Source organism: Deltaproteobacteria bacterium (genome assembly GCA_016180845.1).
GTDB lineage: Bacteria > UBA10199 > UBA10199 > JACPAL01 > JACPAL01 > JACPAK01.
The window spans coordinates 473,681-497,611 of sequence record JACPAK010000001.1 but is presented as its reverse complement, the minus strand read 5'-3'; the positions used below and the strand labels follow the sequence as shown (position 1 = coordinate 497,611).

Below are 23,931 nucleotides of genomic sequence, written 5' to 3'. Positions count from 1 at the left end.
GGTAAAAAAGAGGCGTTGGTATCGAAGAAACAGATGTAATCAACGCCACTTGCCTTTCCGTAATGCCTGGGATATGCGATCAACCCCATGAAAATCATCCGCTGGATTTTGGGCCTTTTGATCCTGTCGCTCGGTATGAGTTCCATTGGGGCGGCCAAAGGACTCTATTTAGGAGATGCTAAAAAAGGCGAGATCCAAATACTCAAGGAGGAGCTTGTTTTTAGCAACAAATGGGTTCGGTTCTACAATGACAAGGTGAAGTTCCCGAACGGAAAGGAAGGAACCTATATTCGTCTGGTACCTTCCCAAGTTTCTCCTCAGGGCTTCAGCGGTGCTGGTGTTTTGGCAATTACTGAAAAGGGCCAAGTAATTTTGGAGCGGATCTTCCGTCACGCACCTCGCAAATGGTTACTCGAGGCTCCTCATGGTAGTTGGGAACCGAATGAATCGCTCTTACAAACCGCGAAGCGAGAGCTGGGAGAAGAAACCGGCTTTACCTGTCCTCGCTGGCAGGATCTCGGTTCCATACTGCCGGCTAGTAGCGCCATCTCTTACAAACAAAAACTATTTTTGGCACAACATTGCACAAAAGCAGGAGAGGCAACGGATCCGGAGGAATCCAAGAGGATTCGTCTAAAATTATTTTCCTGGGCCGAGGTCATGAAGAGGGTAGAGAAAGATGAGATTCAGGACGGCCTTACCCTTGCCCTTATTCTGAAGGGCCAGAAATTTCTTAAAGGAAATTGAGAATGCCGGGTCTGGCGCTCTATCAGTTCAAGGCGTGTCCCTTAGCATAATTAACCCGTATGTTGAGCGTTCAGAATCTCTACAAATCCTATGGCTCGCAAATCCTGTTTGAGGGGGCGACCCTGCAGATGTCTCCCGGTGAGCGTTTGGGCCTTGTCGGAAGAAATGGTCATGGCAAATCGACCCTGTTTCGCCTCCTGCTGGGAGAGGAGGAACCCGATTCCGGAAAGATTTCCATCCCGCGCAACTACCGGATAGGACATTTGGCCCAACACATTCATTTTACGGAACCGACCGTTCTGGAAGAAGGCTGTCTCGGTCTGCCGGAAGGGGAAGAGTGGGATCATTACAAGGTGGAACGGATCCTTTTTGGTCTGGGGTTTCTGGAGGAGGATATGGCAAAATCCCCCACCACATTTTCCGGCGGTTTTCAGATCCGGTTGAACTTGGCCAAGGTGCTGGTTTCCAACCCCAACCTCCTGCTGCTGGATGAACCGACCAACCATCTGGATATCCTCTCCATCCGATGGATCACACAGTTTTTACGCTCGTGGAAAAACGAGCTGATTGTGATCTCACACGACCGGGAATTTATGGATAGCGTCACGACCCATACGGCCGCCATCCACAGGCATACGATCCAGAAACTTCCCGGCGGTACCGGAAAACTTTACGCCCAAATCGCCCAGGACGAGGAGATCCACGAAAAAACGCGGGTCAACGAAGAGAAGAAGAGAAAGCAGGTGGAAACCTTTATCAATCGCTTTCGTGCCCAGGCAACCAAGGCTTCCTCGGTACAGTCCCGCATCAAACAGCTGGAAAAGATGTCTGCGACGCGGCGATTGGGCCGCATCGCCGATCTTGATTTTTCCTTTCACTATGCCCCACTCGGGGCAAAAAAACTGATGGAGGTTCATGATCTATCCTTCCATTTTGACCCGCAAAAACCGCTGATCCGTAATTTTAATCTCTCCATCCATGCCAGGGATCGGATCGCCGTGATCGGGAAAAATGGTTATGGAAAGTCGACCCTTTTAAACCTGATGGCGGGCAACCTCACTCCGTTGCATGGCACCATCCGGTCCCATGACCATCTGCAACTCGGCCATTTTGGCCAGACGAACATCGACCGCCTGCATCCCGATCAGACCGTGGAGGATGAAATAGGCTCTTCGAACATGACTCTCAACCGGACCGCCGTCCGGACGCTCTGCGGGATCATGATGTTTTCCGGCGACCATGCGGAAAAGAAGATTTCCGTCCTCTCCGGGGGTGAAAAAAGTCGCGTTCTTCTGGGAAAAATCCTGGCCTCACCGGCCAACCTCCTTTTTCTGGATGAACCAACCAACCATCTGGACATGCAATCGATTGAAGCGCTTATTGAAGGAATCAGGGAGTTTGAAGGGGCGGTTGTCATTGTGACCCACAGCGAAATGATCCTGCGGGAGGTGGCAACGCGCCTGGTTCTGTTCCAACATGGAACGGCCGAAGTTTTTAATGGCAGCTACGATGATTTCCTTGAAAAGATCGGCTGGGAAGAGGAAGGGGATATCCCAAAACCGGCTCCCTTGCCCGAGACCGTAGTGGAAACGCCCGAAAAAATCGCTAAAATTGAAAACAAAAAAACGGCCCGTAAGCGACACCCCTCAAAGGAAGAGTTGAGCTCCCTGGAGAATGAAATCATCGCACTGGAGGTCGAATTGAGTGCGGCGAATCAACAGGTCATCGAGGCCTCGAAGGCCAAGGCCGTGGACCAATTTGTGGCCCTCTCCAAAACGATCAAGGCTCTTCAGAAAAAAATCGCTGAGAAATATAAAAAGCTGGATATGGCTGCCAAGATAGACGATGCATAATTCCTTATGTCCACTTCAAAAACAAAAGCCCTCCTTTCCTGGAGCAGCGGAAAGGATAGCGCCTATACCCTCTTTGAGGTTTTGAAGGACGGTTTGTATGATGTTGTCGGGTTAGTCACCACCGTCACCGAGACCTTTGGCAGGGTAAGCATGCACGGGGTTCGAGAGGAGATCCTCGACCGTCAGGCAGAGTCGGTTGGCATTCCCCTCCACAAGATCAAGATCCCAAGCCCCTGCCCGAATCAACTCTACGAAGAGAAGATGGAGACATTTTTAAGATCGATGAAACAAGAAGGGGTGACTCACGTTATCTTTGGTGATCTCTTTTTGGAAAATCTCCGGAGATATCGGGAACAAAACCTTGCCAAGCTCGGGCTCCAAGGAGTCTTTCCGCTTTGGCTTCGGGATACCAAGGGACTTGCCTTGAAGATGATCGAAGATCGTTTTGAGGCGGTCATCACCTGTATCGATCCCAAAAAACTCCCCAAGAAATTTTGCGGGAGCGCGTTTGATCACAAGTTTCTCGCCTCTCTTCCTCCTCATATTGATCCCTGCGGTGAAAATGGAGAATTCCATTCCATGGTCCACGCCGCCCCGATCTTTAAAGAGAGGATACCGGTAAAGGTTGGGAAGACCGTAGAACGGGACGGTTTTGTGTTTACGGATGTGCGCCTTATTAAATTCTTGCATTGTTCTCAGTCAAGAGATCAAAAGGTGATCGATGATGACTCTGCGTAAAGTGATTGCCGAGGCGATCGGTACTGCCCTGCTGCTGACGGCCGTTGTCGGGTCAGGAATTATGGGGGAGCGACTCGCTGGCGGGAATGTAGCGATCGCCTTGTTGGCCAATAGTCTTGCCACGGGCGCGGCTCTCGTTGTCTTGATTCTGATTTTCGGAAATGTTTCCGGGGCCCACTTCAACCCAGCGGTCACGCTCGTTCTGGGACGACGAGCTGATATGTCATGGGGCCAGATCCTTTACTACATAATGGCTCAGGTGCTCGGTGCTATGGGGGGGGTCTGGATCGCTCATCTCATGTTCGGTGAGCCGATCTTAATGGTCTCGACCCATGCCCGCGACGGGTATCACCAGATCTTTGGGGAGTCTGTCGCCACCTTCGGGTTGCTTTTGACCATCTTGAGTTGTGCTCGGGATCACCCTCGTGCTGTTCCTGCGGCGGTCGGCCTCTACATCATGGCCGCCTATTGGTTTACCTCATCCACCTCTTTTGCGAATCCGGCAGTCACCTTGGCAAGAGGTCTGACAGACACATTTACGGGAATACGCCCCGAAGATATCCCCGGGTTTATTGTGGCTCAATTCGTGGGTGCCTTTTTGGCAATGTCTTTATTCCGCTTTCTCTCCCCGAATAAAACAACATGAAAGTTGATTTTCGGGCAAATGTTGACAGATGAACGAATCAATCTCCGTCTCGTGTCCTTACTGCGGTGAGTCGATCATTATGGAACCGGAACCGTCCGATGAAACGATCGAGTATGTTGAGGATTGTCACGTCTGCTGCCGGCCGATTATAATGACAGTAACCTACTCAGAGGAAGGCAGTGAGGTTTCAGCGCGGCGGGAGAATGAATAGCCGCTTAAACCCCCTTGTAATTATGCTTAGCGCTAAGTATAATAATTTGTATGACTAAGTTCGGGTACCCGCCTACAGCGGGTGGACGAAGAAATGGTTGGAGACGGAGTCGGAAACCATGAATACCAAAGCTCTAGCCAAGGCATTGGGTCGACGTGGCGGACGGGCGCGGGCCCGAAATCTTTCATCTCACGAGAGGCGAAAAATCGCCTCGCTGGGTGGCAGGGCCAAGTCGCTCTCTTTTCATGCCGAGCGTCGGATTGAAGACAACTTCAGATACCTTGAGGCGTTCGTAGCCTTGAGAAAAACTTGAACATTTATGGCAGATAAAATCGATCATCTCAGTAGAGTCATTACTCTCTCACAAGCTCTCAAAAAAAGGGGGTTCAAACCGGTTCTGGTTGGCGGTGTTGCCTTGGTAATTCTTGGATCTCAGCGAGTCACCAAAGACTTTGATTTTCTGGTTTCACTTCAAAACTTGTCGGTCGATAGCCTTCTGGAAGTTTTCTACAAACAGGGCTTTGAATTGGTTACAAAATTTAATCAGCAGGGGGAGGTTCTCAGAACCATCGACAATCAGAAAATCGCTTCAATCAGGCTGAAGTCAAATTTGCCAGACTCTCTCTTTTTTTTCGATTGGGAAACGAGACTTAAAGTAGACCTCCTTCTCGACTTCCCCCTTCCGGCAAAGGAGATTGAGTTACGGGCCACCAAGGTCAAGATTAAATCAAGTTCTTTGCGAGTTGCTTCTGCCGAGGACCTCCTCCATCTCAAAAAACTCGCTTATGCGGATCGTCATTCCGCCTCGGATGCTCAGGATCTAGAGTTTCTCAATCATTTGCTTAAGACAAGTTGACGACAACAGAATGAAAATCTCAATCACCGTCAAACCCAATGCCAGAAAAGAAGGGGTTGAGAAATGCGCGGATGGTTCGTACCGTGTGTTGGTTCGCGCGGCGCCGGTGGAGGGGAAGGCGAATGAGGCGGTGGTCGAAACCCTAGCGGATTATTTTTCGGTCCCAAAATCGGCGGTGTTGATTGTAAAAGGAGCACGGGGGAGAAAGAAGTTAGTGGAAATCAGATGAGCCGCGACTATTGTGATTATGCGATCGACCTCCTCTCTCCTTGGGCCAAGGTGACCGCACGAAAAATGTTCGGCGGCTACGGCATCTACCGACAGGGAAAAATGTTTGCGATCATCGTCGATGACACCCTTTACTTCAAAAGTGGGCGACACCAATCGCCCTGACTATGAAGCGGCGGGGGCGTCTCCTTTTACGTACGAATCCAAGGGCAAGCAGGTCACGATGTCCTACTGGCAAGTACCCGAGGAAATATTGGAAGACCCGGAGATGTTGAAAGTTTGGGCGGAGAAGGCGTATCAAGAGGTTCGTGAGCAGAAGAGACTAAAAAAATGACCCCCGAAGAACAGATCGAACAATTTCTTAAATCCCCCGCCTTTGGAGTGGTCGGGGCCTCGAGAGACCCTGCCAAATACGGCAATCGCGTTTTGAAGACGTACCTTCAGCATCATCTCAAGGCGTATCCGATCAATCCCAAGGAGCGAGAGGTGGAAGGGGTCACCTGTTTTGCGAGCGTGAAGGAATTGCCGGAGGAGGTGCAGAGCATTTCGATCATCACGCCGCCACCCGTGACGGAGCGAGTGGTGCGGGAGGCGGTCGAGAAAGGAATTCAAAATATCTGGATGCAACCCGGCGCCGAAAGTCCCGCCGCGGTTGCCTACGCCCGCAAACATGGGCTCAACGTGATCGCTGATGGGAGTTGTATCATCGTGGTGCTGGGGTTGAGGAGGAGGTGAGGTTACCTTTAAATCCTCATGATTCGGATTCCCACGGAAATTTCTCTATCTCTTTTACTTGTCTCAGAAAAAAATCAGGTTCTATCTCAGAAACTGGCATTGTGTAGAGACATGCGGTCTTCACAAGAGCCGCTTTTGATTCAAGATGCTTCTTAGCCACAATAAGGCTTTTTCCGGTCTCCAGCATATCCTCCACTAAAAGAATCCTCTTTCCACGGATGTCATCCGTTATCTCGGTAACAACTTTCCTCTCACCCCCAATTTTTCGAACAGATAAACAGTGCAGGTCTTTGACCTTGAGATACGTTGCCAAGAGCCTCGCGGGGACCAAGCCTCCTCTAGAAATACCGACGATCAGATCGGGTGCTTCCTCGATCTTTCCCGCTAAGCATTTCAGTTCCTTAATAAAATCTTCCCAGTTCACGCGATGGATTGGTAACATAATTTACTTTGGATAACAAATTCTCAAATGTGGATAGCCGGAGTCGCTATAGGCCCGGCCTCACGCCGCCTTCACGCTAACTGTCATCGGTATTTTTGCATCATCTAACATCCCTTGAAGCGTCAATCGGACAAACTGTTCCTCGGAATATCCCAAGAGGCGGGCAAAGCGGGCAGCGCGTTCGGGACTGATGCTCTTGCGGTCTTGTTCAATGTCGCAGAGGTGGGACTTGGAGATCCGGAGTTTCTCGGCAAATTCAGTCTGGCTCATCTCGTCACCCAGGCGAATCGACATGAGGAGTTTTCCCAAGGTTAAGGGGCCGACTTTTGATTCCAGAAACTTTCTCGCTTTAGTAGTCATGCTTCGTTACCTCCTGAATCTCGATAATCCGTGGAGGCCCCTCCGATCGAACCTCGTAAATCGCCCGATAGCTCAGGCTCAACCGGATCGACCTTTGCCCGATTCGAGACCCTTTCAAGGGTTCATCGTGATAACTCGGGATCTTTCTGACTTTTTCCAGGCCATCGTTTTCTACGGCCTCGACCCAAGAGAGGAGTTTGACCTTAATATGCGCCGGAACTCTCTCTAGATCCTTCTCTACCTGCCGCGAAAGCGCGACCTGCGTTATCATGAATCCCTCCCATTAGTACACCATTGAGGTGAACTTTTCAAGCTAGTTTTCTGTGGAACTCACTCATGTAGTATGGGTTAGAGCAATTGTCATGCCAGGTGGAGCTGATGATGAGGACGTTACAAGGGGTCTGAATATCTGATTTCCGGACACTCGCGTCCGGTTTTTGAACTATTTTCGGTCAAAAGTCGACGGGCGACTTTCCTGTATCCTAGTGGTGTTGGGGGTGAGGAAGCCTTGAATGTGACAATTGAATTTAGATTCGAGAATGGACAGTTGGCGGGTGGTTTTGTAGGGTGGATGAGTGATGGACCCCAAGTCTAGCAGGCAACACAAAGGAAGCGAGTTAGAAACGCACGTCACGAGGCAATCTTCTCCATTTTTCTTGCGGGATTCATAGTAGCCCCATTTGCGCTTGTTCGCGCTACATTAGTATAACGCAAGATACAAAAAACGGGATTATGTAAAGACTCTCTAGATTCCGGGGACACAACACCTAACTCCTAATTAATATCGTGTCCCCAGAATCAAGAGAACAGTTAAAATTCCCCTGTGGACAACTGGTCGAACAAAACAAAATCCCGAAGCGACCATCTTTTGTTGACCGATCCCGAGGCGAGCCCTTGTCCAATATTCAAGGCGATCTGCATGACGGACCGCTCACTGAGAGATTTCTCTGCAGGAATTCGCCAGAGCTGATTGTAGAAATGCAACGGATTGGCACTACCGTCGGGATTCCATTCACCCTCTTCTGATTTTTTAGGCACAGGGGATAACCAATGAGCCGATTCAATCGGTTCCGTGCTGTAATTTTCTTTTATCCCCCGCCAAAAAACCAAACCATTCTTCCCCGAAGAGTAAGTTGAGAAGGCTAAGTCGATCATTCGCTCGAAGGCGGAGCTTAAGGGGTCTAGATTTGTCATAGAAAACATGACAGTCGATTTTCTCTACGGATCTTGTGGAGCAGGAGGACCAAAGGCAGAATCGATGTCAAAATAGGTACTGACTAGCTCACGGAAGATTCCTTCCAGTTCGGGGGTCAAAACTCCCCCGGGTAGCTGGTCGATAGGCACTTTGCAGATTCCGGTGGGACGGCAGGAAATCCCCACTTTATTGCCAGAAAAGGCAGGGGGAGGAATCGGTCTTCCTGGCTGAAGGTGAGCCAAGAGTCGGTCGCGATCTAGATCCAGGGAAATAACGAGCAACTCTCCTTCAGTACCATACATAAGAGAAAGACCGCTCATGAGCGCACGGACACCAGGCCCTCTCAGATCGGTTTCGTTATCAACACTGACATACCAAAACGTATCTCGTACAAACTGACCCTGATGAATCGGAATCCTCCGGTTGTCAAAAAACTCATTCGCCTTATGATAATTGTACTTCAGAGTGGACCCCCCCCTAATGGCACCGGCTATATCGATATCAATGGTTCTGCTTGCCCTTACCTTCCCACAGGCAACAATCTCATTCTCTGCATCAAAGTCGGGACCTAGAAAGCCGTAATACTCACCCACCTGCACCCGGGTATTCCCTTCTTGAAAGGCATGCCCCGGTCTCACCTGAGCCCACTCCTCTTCCGTCATGTCCCGTTCATCATAACCTTCGACTGAAATCTCTCGGCCATCCGAGAGAAGAACTTTTCCGCTTTCGTGGTTGATGTGACAGATCGTGATCCGATTATCTTCTGCAGGAGCCAGTTGCCCTGCTCGCTGTGTCGGAATAAAAGAGCGCCTCAATGGGCGAGCCGCTTTTGGGTCAGGGGATGAACCTGTCTTTGGAAGATCCTCTCTCATTTTTACGGCTGATTCCTTTTGAAAGGAGCCGACCCATGCACCAAGGTCATAAAAGACAACCATAAAACCCAACATGATAATAAAACGACCAAACGGATATTTAACAGGTTTTTTTGAGGTCAACAATATAGCAGAAAGACACGCTGGCGTTAGAAAAGGAAACGAAGCCTCTACTCGACCTGATCTTCCTGCAAAAAAACCGGCAAAGAAAGCCCCGGCAATCCCAAAGAGCCCCCCGGCTAATTGCCACGATCTGGTCCTGGCGAAAGTCGCTGTTAACAGACCACCAGCAGCCGCCACAAGGGAGCTGGTTTCTGGCAAATGCGTAGTATCACCTATTATTGGCGATAAAATGACTGAGGGAATAGCAGGGTGAGCAGAGATTATTGCGGGACCAGCCATACTGTTTTATTTTTCGGTGAAAAAAAAGAAAAGTTGTGCCTTATAGGTGAAGAGATGATCCAAAGCTTCCCTTCTGTCGCATCACCCGATGCGGAGGTCCTCATCCTGGGCTCAATGCCGGGTGAGAGATCCTTGCAAGAGCAACAATACTACGCCCACCCCTACAATGCGTTTTGGGATATTATGGGGGCCCTTTTCAGAGCCAGTCGTCATTTAGAATATGAAGAGAGGCTTCGGATCCTGAAGGAAAACCGTGTCGCCCTCTGGGACGTCGCCTTTCAATGCCGACGTGATGGGAGTTTGGACTCTGATATTCGATCCGTGACCCCGAATGACTTTCAAACATTCTTTGCCAGCCACCCGCAGATTCATTCAATCTTTTTTAATGGTCACAAGGCGGAAGATCTTTTTACAAAACTGGTTTTGAAGAATTTGGGTGATTTTTCTCAAAAATTAAAGCTTGTCCGCCTGCCTTCCACCAGCCCAGCCCACGCCTCGCTCACGAGGGATCAAAAAAAGAGGCGATGGCAGCGGGAACTAAAGGTGGCATTGACCTTCAGCCTGTATTCAGGTACCCAGTCCTGACTTTGCAACCAGGAGACTTGTGAAAACCACTGAGAGTGACGGTGCCGGTTTTGAGACACTTAAACTTCACCCGAATCTTTTAAAGGGAATCCATCACCTCGGATTCTTAAGGCCGACGCCGATTCAGGCCCAGGCGATCCCGGCGATTCTGGAGGGGCGCGATGTTATTGGGCTTGCCCAAACCGGGACCGGAAAGACCGCCGCATTCGTCCTGCCGATCCTTCATCGCTTGTTGCAATCCCCCCCGCGCAAGATGCCACGAGCACTCATTGTGGCACCGACACGGGAATTAGCACTCCAATCAATGGATCATCTCAAGGCACTGTCCCGTTTTGTTCATCTCAAGGGGACCGCGATCTTCGGCGGTGTTTCGTTTCAGCCACAAATCTCGGCGATCCAGAACGGAATTGATATACTTTCTGCCACACCCGGTCGCCTGCTCGACCATGTGGAGGCCGGTCGACTGAAACTCTCCGAAATTGAAACGTTTGTGTTGGATGAAGTGGATCAGATGTTAGACATGGGTTTTCTCCCCGCCATTCAACAAATCATCCGACTCCTGCCCGCCCGAAGGCAAAATCTGGTTTTTTCGGCAACGCTTTCGTCTCAGATGTCAGCCCTGGTGCACAAGATTCTCACCAATCCGGTGACGGTTCAAGTGGGACAACGATCTTCTGTCGCCACTGGGATCCGACATGCCGTCTATCCGGTGCCTCGCCACCTTAAAATAGAGCTTTTGATCGAGATCCTGCGGGGGCAAGGGATGACATCGGTACTGATTTTCACACGCACCAAGCGGAATGCCGATCGGCTGGGCATTAAACTGCAAAAGAGAGGTTTTGTGGTATCGGTGATTCATGGTGACCGCAATCAAAATCAGCGCCTTCGGGCCCTCAACGATTTTCGAAATGGACGAAGCCAGATCTTGGTCGCCACTGACGTCGCGGCACGAGGCATCGATGTGGAAGAGATCACGCATGTCATCAATCTGGATGTTCCGGAGGCCCCAGAGATGTACATCCATCGGATCGGCCGTACCGCGCGCGCAGATGCCACGGGAGACGCCTTTACATTGGTTGACCGTCAAGAGGAGCCGTTGATTCGGGACATTGAACGATTATTGAAACAGGCCTTACCGCGAGTGACGCTTCCTGATTTTGATTATAAAAAACCAAAGCCGGATATGCCCGATCATCCAGCGCAGCGCCATCATCATTCCCAATGGAAAAGATCGTATCGTAGGTAAGGAACTCGGAATTTATCCTAACTTCTTAAGACTCTTCAGGAGTTCCTGAAGTGGTCGAATGTTCTTTTGTTTTTACCGACCTTCTCCCAGAATCTCAACGCTCTTAATTTTGTCTCCCACACGAATCTTTTTTACGACCTCCATGCCGGAGGTGACTTTTCCGAAGACGGTGTAGTTGTTATCCAAGAACGGGGTTGGAGCGAGCGTGATGTAAAACTGACTCCCACTGGAACGTTTTTCCGGATTCACCTGATCCCCTAACCTAGCGGTCGCCAGTGCCCCTTCCACATGTTTGTGGGGGTTATTCTTTAGCTCGGCCGGAAGGTCGTAACCGGGCCCTCCCGCGCCGGTTCCCTGCGGATCTCCCCCTTGAATCACAAAATTCTCAACGACCCGATGGAAGGTGAGATTGTTATAAAAACCACCTTTGGAGAGATTCACAAAATTCGTGACGGTGAGAGGGGCCTCCTTCGGGTAGAGCTCAAGGGTAATATCTCCCTTCTCCGTATGAAGGATCGCCTTGGTCTGTTTTTGAATATCTTTCAACGGCTGCTTCGGTTCGGTAAATTTTGAGTCGGTCATCGCTGCCTTTCCGGCCCCTAAGAGGGCCAATAAAATGAGAATCAGGATCGGTTTCATTTTCATGGAATCATCACTACCCTACTTGCCTTCTCTTGGTCTAGGGGGTACAGAGAGGACCATGAAATTCATTCGTTGGATCTTAGGAAGAATCATCTTGCTCATCGAGGTACTCTTTGCCCCCAAGGGGGTTCGACGTTCCCCAGAGGCACAGGCAAGGGTCGATCAGCAAACCACACGACTGGCACTCTATCAATTTAAAGCCTGTCCCTTTTGTGTGAAGGTCCGTTTCACAATAAAAAAGCTTGGGTTGAATATTGTCACGTGCGATGCCCAAAAAAATCCTCAGTACAAGAAAGAGCTGGTCGAACAGGGGGGACAGCATATGGTCCCCTGCCTTCGTATCGAAAAAGAAAATGGTACCGCTCAGTGGCTGTATGAATCAGCCGATATCATCCGCTACCTGACCGAACGATTTTCTACAGTATAAGGATGATATAAAATAATCGTGCACTTCACACACTTGTGGATCGATTTCATTTCTGATAGAGCCACCCGCCTATGACAAGACATTTAGCAACCAACCCCAAGATCCGAAACGTTGCGATTATCGCGCATGTCGATCATGGCAAGACGACGCTCGTTGATTTTATGCTCCGGCAGAGCGGTACCTTTCGTGAGAATCAGGCGGTGGACGAGAGGGTCATGGACAGCATGGATCTCGAACGGGAACGCGGGATCACCATCGCCTCGAAAAATTGCGCGGTCCACTGGAAGGGGACCAAGATCAATATCATCGACACCCCAGGCCATGCCGATTTCGGCGGTGAAGTGGAACGGGGTCTCAAGATGGTCGATGGGGCAATTCTGCTGGTCGATGCCTGCGAGGGACCGCTACCTCAGACCCGTTTTGTCCTGAAGAAGGCGCTTGAGTCCCACCTCAAGATTATCGTCGTCATTAACAAGATCGACCGGAAGGATGCGCGTCCCCAAGAGGTCTTGAATGAAATTTACAGCCTCTTCATCGATCTCGACGCGGATGATACGCAGATTGAATTCCCGATCCTGTATGCCATCGGCCGTGATGGGATCGCCCAACCGACGCTGGAGAAGAGGGGAGTGAGCCTCGCCCCACTTTTTGATACGATTCTTCAAGAGATCCCGCCGCCAAGTTATGATCCCCAAGAACCTTTTCAGATGCTGGTCACGAATCTCTCTTACTCGGATTATGTCGGACGACTCGCGATCGGCAGGATTTTCAACGGGCAGGTCAAAAAAAATGACACCCTGGTTTGTATTCCGAAAGAGGGGCAACCCAGACCCCTCAAGATTTCGAGTCTTCAGGTTTATGATGGAATCCAGATTCATGAGGTGGATCATGTCGAGGCAGGGGATATTGCGATGCTCTCGGGGATTGAAGATGTCGAGATCGGCGATACGATCTGCACCGGTGAATTTCCAAAACCATTGAAACGAATCATGGTCGACGAGCCGACCGTCTCGATGAAATTCATGATCAATACCTCTCCCTTTTCCGGGCGTGAGGGGCAGTGGGTTCAGTCACGCAAGATTTTCGAGCGATTGCAAAGAGAGACGCTGCATAACGTCGCCCTCCGTGTCGAAGAGGGGGAATCGGCAGACTCCTTCGTCGTGAAGGGACGTGGTGAATTTCAGATGGCGATCCTGATCGAAACAATGCGTCGCGAGGGGTATGAGCTCAGTGTGGGACGACCTCAAGTGATTCTGAAGGAAAAGAATGGTGTGGCACTCGAACCGATCGAACATCTTTTTGTGGATATTCAGGAAGATTTTACCGGGATCATCACTCAAAAGTTGGCGATGCGTCAGGGACGTATGATCAACATGGTCAATCACGGCACCGGCCGGGTTCGACTGGAATTCTCGATCCCTTCCCGTGGATTGATTGGATACCGCAACGAATTTTTAACTGACACGAAGGGAACCGGTCTCATGAACTCTTACGTCCAGGGATACGAGCCATGCCGCGGAGAGATCAAAAGTCGTGTCACCGGCTCGCTCGTTTCCGACCGGATGGGAGATTCAGTCGCCTATGGACTGTTTCATCTGGAGCCTCGAGGGATATTGTTCATTGAGGCGGGGGTGCCGGTTTATGAAGGGATGATCATCGGCGAAAACAATCGCGAACAGGATCTCAACGTCAATCCCTGCAAGGAGAAAAAACTCTCGAACATGCGGGCCGCCGGCAAGGATGAAAACATCGTCCTCAGCCCGATTCTCCCGATGACGCTGGAACGGGCGATTGAATTTGTTCGAGACGACGAGCAGGTCGAGGCCACTCCCAAAAATATCCGCCTTCGTAAAAACATCCTCTCAGCCACTCACAGGAAGTGAGACCACTTTCTTTTTAATTCAGCATCATTCAGTAATCACTGAGGTCTCTTATTTACGACAATATAATATTAGTTGTCATAATGTTGTAACTATGCTATTTTATTAGTGATGGATAAAGATAAAATCCACCTCGCCTTTGAGGTGCTGGATCACCGGATAGATCGACCGACACGCATTATTGTTGGGGGAGGGGCGGCACTCATCGCGGCCCATGGGATCCCGGTGGTGACGGAAGATGTTGATGGGGTTCCAGATAAGTCTTCTTTGGAGCTCCACGTTATCAAGGCGGCGGTACGTGAGGTCGGCAAAGAACTCGGTATCTCCCAAACCTGGCTTAATGATTATTTTTCTGCCTTTCTGTTTCTCCTTCCCAAGGACTACGGTTCTCGCTTGGTCTCCCTCTTCAAGGGGAAAAATTTGGAGGTTGCGGCATTGGGGAAAGAGGATCTTCTTTTGATGAAGTGTTTTGCGGGAAGGGAGAAAGACATACCCCATGCGAAGGCACTGATTCGTAAAGGGGCTATCCTTAAAATTGTCGATGATCGCCTGCAGGAACTCTTGGAGAAAAAAATTCCGGGGGCCGAAAAGGCAGCTGATTTGTTTGATGACCTCTGTGGGGAAATGGGGGTCGGCCCATGACCGCCTCCCTCCCCCTTAGCGAAAAAGAATCATCGCGTCTTTATTGGGAACTTGCCCAAAAAGGGGCGATCTCCGTTGGAGAGAAAACCTCGTGGTCCTACCATTCACTTTCGGGAGAAGAGCTCTTGGTGCTCGCCCTTCTACAGTCCCGCTACGATCCTCGTCTTCTGGAGATATTAATCGATTTCTTTGCAAAAGAAAAATTTCAGATCAATCCCGTAGTGTTTAAACAAAAACTATCTCAATGGGACGCACTCCCGCTCATGGCCGTGGTGGGCGAATATGTTTTGGAAATTACCGCCTCTTTAGAGGTCAAAGAGCTGATGCGATACTTCATGATCGGTGCACACACGGTACCACTCCAGCTGTTTTTCTTGGGGCTTTACCGGATCGGTGGAAGGAAGATGGAAGAGATGGTTCAGAAACCACTCTGGGGTTTTAAGAAGTGGGGGTTTCTTGCATCGGATCCACCGCTACCCAAAGAGGGGCAGAAGATCTACCTTTTCGATCTCACCAGCCGGCTTAACCTCCTCAAAAAGTTAGTGTCAGATAAGAGGAGATTTCGTTTGAGAGATTACTTGGAGGTGATTGATTACAGCATCAGCCGGCAACAAGCCTTGAAAGATCTCCGACAGGTTTCCTGGATCAGAAAAAAAGGAGTTGGCAAGGGAACTTTTTATTCAGGAGTATTTGGGTTTTAAGACAGATTTTATGATCCCTCTCAGAAAAAAACTCTTCTGGATCTCACTCCTCTACTTCGCCGAAGGGCTACCACTTGGGATTGTCTACGATGTCCTTCCAGTCTACTTCCGTCAGCATCAGGTCTCGCTCAAAGAGATCGGATTCATGTTTTTTCTGACCCTGCCATGGGCGATCAAGGTCTTCTGGTCACCGCTTGTCGATCGTTTGGGGCGCTACCAAAACTGGATCTCGGTTTGCCTCTTGGGATTGGGAGTTTGGGTCATCTCGATTCCTTTTTTTGATCCCTCTCATCCCGCCCTCCCCCTGTGGACCGTTCTTCTTCTCTTCTCACTGACCTCGGCGACGCAGGATATCGCGATCGATGCCTATTCGATCGGTCTCGTGGAAAAGGGGGAGGAAGGGGTCGTCAATGGCTTTCGTGTCAGTCTCTACCGGATTGCACTCATGGCGGGTGGCGGAGGAACCATGTTTCTGGTGAGGCCCCTCGGGTGGCAGGCGATCTATTTCCTGCTCGGTGGGACGTTTCTTCTCATGGCGCTCGTGACCAGACTCCTCCCGCAGATCGAGGTCACTCGACAGACAGGCCACGAATGGAAGGAACAGTTTCTAAAATTCATTACCCGTTCCGGTGCGATTCCGGTCTTCCTTTTTATTCTGACCTACAAAATGGGGGACTTGTTGATGGGGCCAATGGTGAAACCGTTCTGGGTCGATCGCGGGATGACACCGGAGGAGATCGGGGCAATCTCGACGATTGGTGGGGCGCTCATGACGATCGTAGGGGCAATGATAGGAGGGGTTTTCACGAGTCGTTATGGAATCTTTCGCGGCCTCTGGGTCTTGGGGATCACACAGGCGATTTCGAATTTGAACTACGGTGCCGTTGCCGCTCTCAATCTGCCAAAGATGTTTCTCTATGGCGCCTCACTCTTCGAATCGTTTACGGGCGGGCTTGGGACGGCGGCGTTTCTCGCCTTCCTCATGAGGATCTGCGAAAAAAGCCAGGCGGCGACACAGTATGCGCTTCTCTCGGCGTTATTTGGACTCACCCGTTTTTTTGGGGGTTGGAGTGGACTCGCGGTTGAATCACTGGGTTATTCGAACTTCTTTTTTCTCACCTTTCTCTTCGCCTTCCCGAGTTATCTTTTCTTGCCGTGGGCAAGACGGTGGTTGAGGTAGCTTCATCACCGCCTCGAAAAAAATCTTCCCTATGTTTTTTTTAAGAGCTACGGTGGGCCATACACCTATGAAACGATTACTGGCGGTCGTTTTTCTTTTTTTGCCCTTTGTTTCAGGGGCGGAAGGGTCACTGAGTCGGGCACCGGTCGTCGGTATCCCTCAAAACGGAAGAGTCCCAATCCTTGTGAGGGGAATCGAAGAGGATCGGGTGCGGATCTCCTTTCGGGAGGAGGGAAGTCAGAAGATCCAGTCGACCGACTGGTCTCCACTCAAAAAATCAGCTGATTATTCAACGACCCTCTGGCTGGAAGGTATCAAGGCAAAGACCCCCCACCAGTATCGTGTTGAGTTTGGACATTCACCACCTGGAGAATGGATCAGTCTCAAGGGATTTCAGGAAGAGGAAAGACCGGGGAAATTTCGATTCGTCTTTTCCTCCTGCTTCCGGGAGAAGTTTAAACCCCATCATGTCTTTGAGGCGATTCAAAAAGAGTCGCCAGATTTTGTGGCCCTCCTGGGTGATAGTATCTACGCCGATTCCGATGGGGACCTGAATAAGAAGAAGGAGAGAGAGGGATCACCCCTGGAGGCGTTCCGTGGGAAGTATCAGAGAAATTTGGACGGACATTTCCAAAACCTGTTTCGGGGAATACCGGTAGCGGCGATCTGGGACGATCATGATTATGGGATGAACAACGGTGACCGGAATTATCATTTTAAAGTGGTTTCGAGGAGCGTCTTTAAGGAGACATTTCCTCGCTACCCTTTTGTCGAACCTCAACAAGGACTCTACTATCAGTTTCGAATCTCTGACGTCGATTTTTTTGCCCTCGATACGCGGTGGTACCGCTCATCGATCTTTGAGAAAGATGGTGGGAGAAAAACGATGTTGGGGAAGAGACAACTCAAGTGGTTGCTCAAAGCCCTGAAGGAATCCGAAGAACACGGAATACCACTCAAGGTGATCTTTTCAAGTGTCTCATGGAATGACTTTGGAGGTGACAGACCGAGGGATCGGCCAGAAGCAATCGATAGTTGGGCTGGCTATAAAAAAGAGCGGCAGAAGATCCTCGATTTCATCAAGGAGAACTCCATTCGAGGAGTCCTTGTCCTTTCCGGGGACCAACACTGGCCCAGTGTTGATCTGATTCAGGGTGCCGATCAGATCTCCCCGATTTCTCGTTCGAAAAACGGGGCTGTTTATTCATTGAAGGATCATTCCGGGACTGTTTTTGAGGTGTCAGCGTCACCCCTCAATACCAGTCAGTCATCCCGGCCACCATCGGTACGACCGGAAGAACCTCTACTGGAGAGTGCGGTTTCGCTTTTTCGCCCTCCCTGGTGGGGAGATCCGCCAGCACAGATTCCCGGTCATCTCAAAAGAACAGTGTCGATCTATGGTCTTGCAGAGGTCGATACGACAGGTCTTAACAAGAAGGTAAACGTTATTCTCAAGGAGATGGATCGGGTGACGCAAAGGGTAGCGAAGCTGTTTGAGATTGAAATTCGATTATGAAACATTTTTCAAAAGATGAAAGACGGCGTCAACTGATTAAGGCAGCGATCGAGGCCTTCGGCCGTCGTGGTTATCATCGGACGCAGGTTTCAGATATTATTGAAGAGGCAGGGGTCGCCCGGGGAACCTTTTATCTTTATTTTGAGGGGAAACGCGAGATCTTTGATGCGATCATGTTGGAGCTTTTTGGACGCGTTCGAGAGGAGGTCAGGACGCTTCCGCGCGATGCGGTGATGAAGATTCCAACTCAACTTCGTGGAAATATCGAGAGGGTCACAGATCTTCTCTTAAAAAATTCATTGCTGGCCAAGATCCTCTTCAATGAGGCGGTTGGCTTGGATCCGGAGCTCGATAAACGACTCAGGAATTTTTATGGCCAGCTCCTCGACCTCATCCAGAGAGGGTTAAACCAGGGTCAAGAGATGGGGTTTGTGAGAGAGGGGAATGTCGAAGTGATGGCGATCGCCCTCCTCGGTGCCTTCAAGGAAATTTTCTACCAGTCGCTGATCCAGAGGAAGGCACCTGAAAAAAATATCATTGTCGAGGAGATCTATCGACTCGTGATCTCGGCAATCGCCAAGCCCGGAATTATGCCGCTTCCAACAGAAAATTAGCGGCTGTCCCCGCAACCACATGAGGACTATAATGGGTCGCCTTTCGAAGTTTGCGATCGGCGCGGATCTTCTCCCGCACCTGTTCGACAGTGAGCCCCTTCTTCGAGAGCAGCTCTTCGTACTCTTTCTCAGCGACTCGTTTTGCCTTGAAGAGCATCATCTGGATCCGGCTGTAGACGTTGACCGCCCCATCGCCGCTTGTCTCAATCGGAAGAAAGATCGCTTGGGGAAGTTTTTCGGTGATAATCGTCTGGACGCCATCTGAAACACCGGACGAGGGCATGCATCCGAACGGTTTCACCGAGATCACCATATGGGCCTTATTGTGGATCACCGTTTGAATCAACTTGCCCACCTCCATATGCCCCTCACCACCACGAAGCTCCGTGTTGTAATGTTCGGAGGCGAGCGCAGCGTTCTCTTCCATATCCGGGAGATGATACGGGCGAAGTCCCAAGAGTCGTGCAAAGGTGTAAAAGGTCCCCTTCAAGGCAAGTTCGGCAGCTTTCAAGATCAGAAATCGTTTTGCGATCTGTGTCGTTTTCAGGCCCTTCCTCGCCTCAAGGTCAGCAGCCCTCAGAGTCATCCGTCGACGGGTGTCGATCTTTGCCTGCCAGAGGTTATAAAGGATCCAATTCGTAATCAGTTGAATATCGACCTCGGCCCCTTCCTGCTCCAGAAATCTCTGAAGACGGTAGTTCCCTTCCCCCTCTGTGGTCATCGCCCAGAATTCACCGATGATGGTGACCTTCGGTCTCACGAGGGTTCGATCGACCTCAACCTTCTGCAGAACCTTGCGACAGTGATAAAGGGCGCGGAAAATGGAACGTCCCTCTCGCAGGGCGTCCCGAACAATTTCCCGACACTCCGCGATTGCCTTGTCTGTAGAACCAGGAACCACCTCGTACGGTCGGATTCGGTACATGATCGCATTGAGGGCATCTCCACCGAGGATCGCCTTTGCGAGGGTCAGGAAAAATGGGCGATCAATCTTGAGACCGATTTCACGACCGGTCGCCTGCTTCATGCCGCCATTCGCATCGAAGAGCATCACACGAAAGCCATCAAAACCGGCATCGCGAAGCGCCTTGCGGTATTCGGTTACATACATCCCGAATCGACATGGCCCACAGGCCCCTGCTGTGAGGAAGAGATATTTATCGACAACCTCTTGCGAGGAGAGTCCCTTCTCACGGAGCTTCACAAGATGTTTCACAAGATTCCCAACAGTAAAATAGGTCGGATTGCACTGCCCACGATTTCCAAACTCCTTCCCAAACTGCAGCGATTCATTGTCAGGCCCTTCAAGCGCCTCGACTTGATAGCCGAGTCCTGTGAGTCCGGCCTGGACAAAACTGTCGTGGGCGAGCGTAAGGCCAGAAACCAGAATGGTCGTGTGGGGTCTCTGGTCGGCATAAAACTCACGGTTGATCTTGTCCTGCCACTGCTTCTTTCGATGCGGGGCGAGACCGAGACGATTTCGCTCTTCTTCCTCAAATTTCGCGAGTTCTTCTTCCATTTTATAGGCTGGCAGTTCCATGGCTAATCTCCTTTTCATGGTAGGTCGGTAAAGGGACCAATTTTTGTTGAAGTTCCATTTTTTTCTCCACAAGTCGTCTCTGAAGCTCCGCCTCTTTTTTCTTGAGGTCAACTAAGGCCTCCTCGCGGAGTGAAAGGGTATGGGCATAAGTTTTCACACGGATCTTGATCGAACCAGATGGCTTGTTGGCATCGATATCATGCAGTGCCGAATAGGGGGTATGCGCCGTGCTGATGATCTTATCAATAATCCCATAGGTCGGGGCGTCATGCCCACATTTGAAACTGGAAAGATCGATCACAGCAACATTGCGGTGGCGAGCGGCGAACTTTGAAGCCCAAACCTTTTGAGAACTATTGGCGCTGTAGTTCTCGGCCCAGACATCTCCGATCTCGAGCGGAGACTGAATGACCCCTTCCTCAAGATCCTGCTGGAAAAGCCTTCCCAAATACTCAAGGTCTTTTGGAATCGATCGGATAGAAAGGACCGGATAGCCCAGGATCTGAAACTCATCGAGGACCGAGTGATTGAGGCCCGGATCGAGATGGTAGGGACGACCCAACATGAGCAGAGTCATCTTCCCCTCCCGCTCTGCCCATTCCAGGATCTCACGCCCCTTTGTTTGCATCTCGTTATCCAGCATGTTTAGGGCCTTCCAGCCTTGCTCCACCGCCCAGTCACTCTCATCCTCCGTCACTTCGAGGATTGGACCAAACGCCTCGAACATCTGACTCTTAAAAAGATTTGGCTCGTTTAAGGTCATGGCGGGATCTAGATACTGAATCCCCCGCTCGGCAAAAAAATCATGCTCCTTCGTAAAGGCAGCCTTCATCACCTCTGGAGAACCTGCAACGATCGGACAGGCGGCGGTGTCAATTGATCCTGTAACAAAAGAGGGGACATGGGTCAGGATCGGAAAGAAAATATAGTGGAGCGGTTTCTCCTCCGAATGTTTCTGGAATAAAAGATTATGGATATGGGCCTGGGCGACCTTCGAGGGGTAACAGGGATCAATCGATCCGTATTTCCCCCCATCACGCCACATCTCCTCAGAGGTGTAATCCGAAAAGACAATGTTGTTTGAGGAGATCCCCAAGGTTTGAAAATAGGCCCTCCAGATCGGGGCGGTACTGTAAATATTCAGGACCCGTGGAATCGCCATCCGGATCTTCCCCCTCTTCTTCGCAGATTCTTCAGAAGATCTCCTAAAGGGGCGTTGAATCGGAATCCTTTTGATATTTCCAAATAGCGTCTTTTTGACCTCGATATCATGAATAATCGTCCCCGCAACGGGGAGTGGTTCTGTTTCGTAGAATTTGAAAAGCGCCTTTGCCTCATAATCGACCAGATTTGGATACGATTTTTTAAGATCATTTCTCTTCTTCGCGAGTTTCACCATCTCCTCTTCCGATTCGACCGTCCCCTTCTCACAGCTAAATCCTGAGATATAACGTGCCGTGCCTCCGTCCGGTGTCTCGGTATCAATAAACGTCCGGCTGCAGTTGTTGGGACAGAAGTGACAACGGGTCGATTCGTCATTGCGCGAATTGAATTTGAGATCAGTGGCGGCATCAAGCCCGACAAAGGTTGAATAGCCTCGACGTTGAACCACCCGGCGCGTCTCCATCGCGGCACCAATCGCCCCTGCTTCACCAGTATGCGGATGGATCAGGATCTCCGCATCGGGAACCCTATTCTTAATATAATCGACCTGTGCCTTCACGGCGGCGAGGTTGTATTGAGTGCCTCCCTGAAGGACAAAGCGTCGGCCAAGTTCGGCAAGACGCGGGATCTGAACAACATACTGCCAGATATTTTTTGGCAAGACCTGGGCGAGTCCAGCGAGAAGCTCTTCCTTCGCAAAACCCTCTTTTTGGAAATTGACACGGTCACTATCGAGAAAAACGGCGCAGCCGTAGGAAAATTTCGGTGACAGGGAGGCCTGGAAGGCAACATCGGCGTAGTCTTGCACCTTGATCCCAAACTGATCCGCCATCGCCTGCAGGAGCATCCCGTTCCCGGCCGAGCATTGATTCGAGAGCTTGAAATTCTTGATATCACCGTTTTGCATGAAGAGGACTTTGATATCTTGTCCCCCAATGTCACAAATGACATCGACATCGCCGAAGAAATGGACCGCACTCATCATATGGGCAACAGTCTCGACGATATTCACGTCTGATTTTACCGAAGACTCGAGGACATCAGCTGCGTAACCGGTCGCCCCAAAACCCAAGACTTCGAGAGTCGCCCCTTGTGAGGTGACATAATCCTTCATCTGTTTCAGGATTTCCTTCGTATCCTGAATCGGATTTCCCTTGGAGAGTTGGTAGGCCTTCAAGAGTATTTCGCCATTTTCATCAACAAGAACCGCCTTCGAGGAGGTCGAACCGCCATCCAATCCAATATAGCCACGCACCCCTTGGCCGGGTCGAAAACTGACCGGTTTGAATTTTGGTATCGTATACTGTTTCTTAAACACCTCGAGCTCCTCGATATCTTTAACGAGGGGTGAGCCGGCCTTTTCTCCCAACCGAGACTTCCGCCCATGCGCGATGAATTCTTTCAGTTCGGAGAGCCCTTTATATTGTCCGACAGAGGCTGCCTCATACATCCCGTAAAGGACGGCCCCGTAGGCGGCGTAGTATTGGGCGTTTTCGGGAACCAGGATCAACTCCTCGATCGGAATATCTTTTGGATACGGGTAACCCCTCTGCTCCCAGGTCTCCGGGATCCGCTTCCGCCAACACTGCTGCAAAAACGGCAGATACGTATTCGGCCCACCGAGCAACAATACCTTGTGTCGAAGGGTATTCCCACGGGTCAGAACGGAGAGATTCTGCATCACGATCGCATCGGCCAAGGAATTCAGGATCTCGCTAGCTGGCAAGGCGGCCTTCACAAGATTCACGATATCGGTCTCGGCAAAGACACCACACTTGGCAGCAACATGATGCAATTTGGTCCCATCGTATTCCAGACCCTGGACCAGTTTTGGTTCCGCACCAACCTTGATCATGCATTTATCGATGGTGGCACCCGTGCCCGAGGCACACTTGTCATTCATCGAGTTGATCGCCTGCTTTTCCCCGGTCTCCTCGTTGACCTTAAAAATAATAATCTTGGCATCCTGCCCACCGAGCTCCACAACAGAACCGACATCGGGATGGAGCTTCTCCACGGTAAGGGTGACCGCATTCACTTCTTGGACAAATTTGGCACCGACCGGATCACAAAGTGGTGCTGCCCCCGAACCGGTCATAAAGACCCGGATCTTCTCCTTCGGGACGTCGTTGAATTCGTTTCCGATCCGGACGAGGAACTCCATGACCTTTTCCGGCTGTCTGGTTTCGTGACGTTGATAATCCTGCCAGAGGATCTGGAGGTTGGAGGGATCGACAACAGTCGCCTTGACCGTCGTGGAACCGACATCGACCCCGATCATGAGTTGATCGGGGAGAGAGATCCGATTTTGCTGATGCTCACTCACTATCACTGGAAATTCTCCCCACCCATTAACTAAACTGACATGTCAGTCTAGTTAGAGGTAGGTAAAATAATTTGACGTGGAGATCAAGAAAATTATCCTTACTCAAGATGTCAGAATTTGGATCGTAAATGGGTTTAAAAAAACTCAGCGGGGAATCAAATCCAGAGGGGTGGGGATTTCCAT

Annotated in this window: 26 protein-coding genes and 1 pseudogene; 19 read left to right on the top strand and 8 right to left on the bottom strand. The window is 50.5% G+C overall.

Features of this window, described 5'->3' with window-relative positions; all coding sequences use genetic code 11:
- Window positions 1–87 precede the first annotated feature (87 nt).
- The 10 genes and pseudogenes from HYT76_02640 (at window position 88) to HYT76_02595 (ending at window position 6,014) form a co-directional block, all read left to right on the top strand.
- Entirely contained in the window at window positions 88–747 is a 660-nt protein-coding gene (locus HYT76_02640; GenBank protein ID MBI2082442.1) for an NUDIX hydrolase, read from the top strand.
- Between the two features lie 59 nt (window positions 748–806).
- Window positions 807–2,600, top strand: a complete 1,794-nt coding sequence (locus HYT76_02635) for an ABC-F family ATP-binding cassette domain-containing protein (protein ID MBI2082441.1) — start codon at window positions 807–809, stop codon at window positions 2,598–2,600.
- 6 nt (window positions 2,601–2,606) lie between these two features.
- Window positions 2,607–3,338 carry a diphthine--ammonia ligase gene (locus HYT76_02630; GenBank protein ID MBI2082440.1) on the top strand — a complete coding sequence of 244 codons (732 nt, stop codon included), beginning with the start codon at window positions 2,607–2,609 and terminating at the stop codon, window positions 3,336–3,338.
- A complete protein-coding gene (locus HYT76_02625; GenBank protein MBI2082439.1) occupies window positions 3,325–3,984 on the top strand; it encodes an aquaporin family protein in 660 nt (219 codons plus the stop codon). The genes HYT76_02630 and HYT76_02625 overlap by 14 nt, the downstream gene beginning before the upstream one ends.
- A gap of 28 nt (window positions 3,985–4,012) precedes the next feature.
- Window positions 4,013–4,195, top strand: a complete 183-nt coding sequence (locus HYT76_02620; protein ID MBI2082438.1) for a CPXCG motif-containing cysteine-rich protein — start codon at window positions 4,013–4,015, stop codon at window positions 4,193–4,195.
- A 118-nt stretch (window positions 4,196–4,313) separates the two neighbouring features.
- Window positions 4,314–4,508, top strand: a complete 195-nt coding sequence (locus tag HYT76_02615) for a hypothetical protein (protein MBI2082437.1) — start codon at window positions 4,314–4,316, stop codon at window positions 4,506–4,508.
- A gap of 6 nt (window positions 4,509–4,514) precedes the next feature.
- On the top strand, window positions 4,515–5,051 hold the full coding sequence (locus HYT76_02610) for a hypothetical protein (GenBank protein MBI2082436.1): 537 nt from the start codon (window positions 4,515–4,517) through the stop codon (window positions 5,049–5,051).
- 10 nt (window positions 5,052–5,061) lie between these two features.
- Entirely contained in the window at window positions 5,062–5,280 is a 219-nt protein-coding gene (locus HYT76_02605; protein ID MBI2082435.1) for a DUF167 domain-containing protein, read from the top strand.
- A pseudogene (locus HYT76_02600) lies at window positions 5,277–5,613 on the top strand (TfoX/Sxy family protein). The gene HYT76_02605 and the pseudogene HYT76_02600 overlap by 4 nt, the downstream one beginning before the upstream one ends.
- Window positions 5,610–6,014, top strand: a complete 405-nt coding sequence (locus tag HYT76_02595) for a CoA-binding protein (protein MBI2082434.1) — start codon at window positions 5,610–5,612, stop codon at window positions 6,012–6,014. Before HYT76_02600 ends, HYT76_02595 begins: the two are co-directional and overlap by 4 nt.
- Window positions 6,015–6,030: 16 nt before the next feature.
- Here HYT76_02595 and HYT76_02590 read toward each other — a convergent pair whose 3' ends face one another.
- The 5 genes from HYT76_02590 to HYT76_02570 form a co-directional block, all read right to left on the bottom strand.
- On the bottom strand, window positions 6,031–6,456 hold the full coding sequence (locus tag HYT76_02590; protein MBI2082433.1) for a hypothetical protein: 426 nt from the start codon (window positions 6,454–6,456) through the stop codon (window positions 6,031–6,033).
- Window positions 6,457–6,516: 60 nt separating this feature from the next.
- On the bottom strand, window positions 6,517–6,816 hold the full coding sequence (locus HYT76_02585) for a helix-turn-helix transcriptional regulator (protein MBI2082432.1): 300 nt from the start codon (window positions 6,814–6,816) through the stop codon (window positions 6,517–6,519).
- A complete protein-coding gene (locus HYT76_02580) occupies window positions 6,806–7,087 on the bottom strand; it encodes a type II toxin-antitoxin system mRNA interferase toxin, RelE/StbE family (GenBank protein ID MBI2082431.1) in 282 nt (93 codons plus the stop codon). Before HYT76_02580 ends, HYT76_02585 begins: the two co-directional genes overlap by 11 nt.
- Window positions 7,088–7,626: 539 nt before the next feature.
- A complete protein-coding gene (locus HYT76_02575) occupies window positions 7,627–7,971 on the bottom strand; it encodes a hypothetical protein (GenBank protein ID MBI2082430.1) in 345 nt (114 codons plus the stop codon).
- Window positions 7,972–8,034: 63 nt separating this feature from the next.
- Window positions 8,035–9,204, bottom strand: coding sequence for a hypothetical protein (locus tag HYT76_02570; protein MBI2082429.1), 1,170 nt, complete (start codon window positions 9,202–9,204; stop codon window positions 8,035–8,037).
- Window positions 9,205–9,339: 135 nt separating this feature from the next.
- On the opposite strand from HYT76_02570, the gene HYT76_02565 reads away from it, so the two are divergent.
- Both HYT76_02565 and HYT76_02560 read left to right on the top strand, forming a co-directional pair.
- A complete protein-coding gene (locus tag HYT76_02565; protein ID MBI2082428.1) occupies window positions 9,340–9,870 on the top strand; it encodes a DNA-deoxyinosine glycosylase in 531 nt (176 codons plus the stop codon).
- Window positions 9,871–9,889: 19 nt separating this feature from the next.
- Window positions 9,890–11,116: a DEAD/DEAH box helicase gene (locus HYT76_02560; GenBank protein MBI2082427.1), complete on the top strand. Its 1,227-nt coding sequence runs from the start codon at window positions 9,890–9,892 to the stop codon at window positions 11,114–11,116.
- Window positions 11,117–11,188: 72 nt separating this feature from the next.
- Here HYT76_02560 and HYT76_02555 read toward each other — a convergent pair whose 3' ends face one another.
- Entirely contained in the window at window positions 11,189–11,698 is a 510-nt protein-coding gene (locus HYT76_02555) for a peptidylprolyl isomerase (protein ID MBI2082426.1), read from the bottom strand.
- Window positions 11,699–11,816: 118 nt separating this feature from the next.
- On the opposite strand from HYT76_02555, the gene HYT76_02550 reads away from it, so the two are divergent.
- The 7 genes from HYT76_02550 (at window position 11,817) to HYT76_02520 (ending at window position 18,718) form a co-directional block, all read left to right on the top strand.
- The gene (locus tag HYT76_02550; GenBank protein MBI2082425.1) at window positions 11,817–12,185 is read left to right on the top strand and encodes a glutathione S-transferase N-terminal domain-containing protein; all 369 of its coding nucleotides are present in this window, start codon (window positions 11,817–11,819) and stop codon (window positions 12,183–12,185) included.
- A gap of 71 nt (window positions 12,186–12,256) precedes the next feature.
- A complete protein-coding gene (gene typA, locus HYT76_02545; protein ID MBI2082424.1) occupies window positions 12,257–14,068 on the top strand; it encodes a translational GTPase TypA in 1,812 nt (603 codons plus the stop codon).
- 108 nt (window positions 14,069–14,176) lie between these two features.
- Window positions 14,177–14,707 carry a hypothetical protein gene (locus HYT76_02540; GenBank protein ID MBI2082423.1) on the top strand — a complete coding sequence of 177 codons (531 nt, stop codon included), beginning with the start codon at window positions 14,177–14,179 and terminating at the stop codon, window positions 14,705–14,707.
- Entirely contained in the window at window positions 14,704–15,408 is a 705-nt protein-coding gene (locus HYT76_02535; GenBank protein MBI2082422.1) for a hypothetical protein, read from the top strand. Before HYT76_02540 ends, HYT76_02535 begins: the two co-directional genes overlap by 4 nt.
- 10 nt (window positions 15,409–15,418) lie before the next feature.
- On the top strand, window positions 15,419–16,588 hold the full coding sequence (locus HYT76_02530; GenBank protein ID MBI2082421.1) for an MFS transporter: 1,170 nt from the start codon (window positions 15,419–15,421) through the stop codon (window positions 16,586–16,588).
- Between the two features lie 67 nt (window positions 16,589–16,655).
- Window positions 16,656–18,104 carry an alkaline phosphatase family protein gene (locus HYT76_02525; GenBank protein MBI2082420.1) on the top strand — a complete coding sequence of 483 codons (1,449 nt, stop codon included), beginning with the start codon at window positions 16,656–16,658 and terminating at the stop codon, window positions 18,102–18,104.
- On the top strand, window positions 18,101–18,718 hold the full coding sequence (locus HYT76_02520) for a TetR/AcrR family transcriptional regulator (protein MBI2082419.1): 618 nt from the start codon (window positions 18,101–18,103) through the stop codon (window positions 18,716–18,718). The genes HYT76_02525 and HYT76_02520 overlap by 4 nt, the downstream gene beginning before the upstream one ends.
- Here HYT76_02520 and HYT76_02515 read toward each other — a convergent pair.
- Both HYT76_02515 and HYT76_02510 read right to left on the bottom strand, forming a co-directional pair.
- Complete coding sequence (locus HYT76_02515) at window positions 18,693–20,258, bottom strand: 2-hydroxyglutaryl-CoA dehydratase (protein MBI2082418.1); 1,566 nt, start codon at window positions 20,256–20,258, stop codon at window positions 18,693–18,695. The two genes, HYT76_02520 and HYT76_02515, sit on opposite strands and share 26 nt — an antisense overlap.
- Window positions 20,239–23,703, bottom strand: coding sequence for a CoA activase (locus HYT76_02510; protein ID MBI2082417.1), 3,465 nt, complete (start codon window positions 23,701–23,703; stop codon window positions 20,239–20,241). Before HYT76_02510 ends, HYT76_02515 begins: the two co-directional genes overlap by 20 nt.
- Window positions 23,704–23,931 lie beyond the last annotated feature (228 nt).

Excerpts from the sequence above, each read along its gene's own strand:
- HYT76_02640 (MBI2082442.1), top strand. The coding sequence starts at position 88 with ATGAAAATCATCCGCTGGATTTTGGGCCTTTTGATCCTGTCGCTCGGT.
- HYT76_02635 (MBI2082441.1), top strand. The coding sequence starts at position 807 with ATGTTGAGCGTTCAGAATCTCTACAAATCCTATGGCTCGCAAATCCTG.
- HYT76_02630 (MBI2082440.1), top strand. The coding sequence starts at position 2,607 with ATGTCCACTTCAAAAACAAAAGCCCTCCTTTCCTGGAGCAGCGGAAAG.
- HYT76_02625 (MBI2082439.1), top strand. The coding sequence starts at position 3,325 with ATGACTCTGCGTAAAGTGATTGCCGAGGCGATCGGTACTGCCCTGCTG.
- HYT76_02620 (MBI2082438.1), top strand. The coding sequence starts at position 4,013 with ATGAACGAATCAATCTCCGTCTCGTGTCCTTACTGCGGTGAGTCGATC.
- HYT76_02615 (MBI2082437.1), top strand. The coding sequence starts at position 4,314 with ATGAATACCAAAGCTCTAGCCAAGGCATTGGGTCGACGTGGCGGACGG.
- HYT76_02610 (MBI2082436.1), top strand. The coding sequence starts at position 4,515 with ATGGCAGATAAAATCGATCATCTCAGTAGAGTCATTACTCTCTCACAA.
- HYT76_02605 (MBI2082435.1), top strand. The coding sequence starts at position 5,062 with ATGAAAATCTCAATCACCGTCAAACCCAATGCCAGAAAAGAAGGGGTT.
- HYT76_02595 (MBI2082434.1), top strand. The coding sequence starts at position 5,610 with ATGACCCCCGAAGAACAGATCGAACAATTTCTTAAATCCCCCGCCTTT.
- HYT76_02590 (MBI2082433.1), bottom strand. The coding sequence starts at position 6,456 with ATGTTACCAATCCATCGCGTGAACTGGGAAGATTTTATTAAGGAACTG.
- HYT76_02585 (MBI2082432.1), bottom strand. The coding sequence starts at position 6,816 with ATGACTACTAAAGCGAGAAAGTTTCTGGAATCAAAAGTCGGCCCCTTA.
- HYT76_02580 (MBI2082431.1), bottom strand. The coding sequence starts at position 7,087 with ATGATAACGCAGGTCGCGCTTTCGCGGCAGGTAGAGAAGGATCTAGAG.
- HYT76_02575 (MBI2082430.1), bottom strand. The coding sequence starts at position 7,971 with ATGATCGACTTAGCCTTCTCAACTTACTCTTCGGGGAAGAATGGTTTG.
- HYT76_02565 (MBI2082428.1), top strand. The coding sequence starts at position 9,340 with ATGATCCAAAGCTTCCCTTCTGTCGCATCACCCGATGCGGAGGTCCTC.
- HYT76_02555 (MBI2082426.1), bottom strand. The coding sequence starts at position 11,698 with ATGACCGACTCAAAATTTACCGAACCGAAGCAGCCGTTGAAAGATATT.
- HYT76_02550 (MBI2082425.1), top strand. The coding sequence starts at position 11,817 with ATGAAATTCATTCGTTGGATCTTAGGAAGAATCATCTTGCTCATCGAG.
- typA (MBI2082424.1), top strand. The coding sequence starts at position 12,257 with ATGACAAGACATTTAGCAACCAACCCCAAGATCCGAAACGTTGCGATT.
- HYT76_02540 (MBI2082423.1), top strand. The coding sequence starts at position 14,177 with ATGGATAAAGATAAAATCCACCTCGCCTTTGAGGTGCTGGATCACCGG.
- HYT76_02535 (MBI2082422.1), top strand. The coding sequence starts at position 14,704 with ATGACCGCCTCCCTCCCCCTTAGCGAAAAAGAATCATCGCGTCTTTAT.
- HYT76_02530 (MBI2082421.1), top strand. The coding sequence starts at position 15,419 with ATGATCCCTCTCAGAAAAAAACTCTTCTGGATCTCACTCCTCTACTTC.
- HYT76_02525 (MBI2082420.1), top strand. The coding sequence starts at position 16,656 with ATGAAACGATTACTGGCGGTCGTTTTTCTTTTTTTGCCCTTTGTTTCA.
- HYT76_02520 (MBI2082419.1), top strand. The coding sequence starts at position 18,101 with ATGAAACATTTTTCAAAAGATGAAAGACGGCGTCAACTGATTAAGGCA.
- HYT76_02515 (MBI2082418.1), bottom strand. The coding sequence starts at position 20,258 with ATGGAACTGCCAGCCTATAAAATGGAAGAAGAACTCGCGAAATTTGAG.
- HYT76_02510 (MBI2082417.1), bottom strand. The coding sequence starts at position 23,703 with ATGATCGGGGTCGATGTCGGTTCCACGACGGTCAAGGCGACTGTTGTC.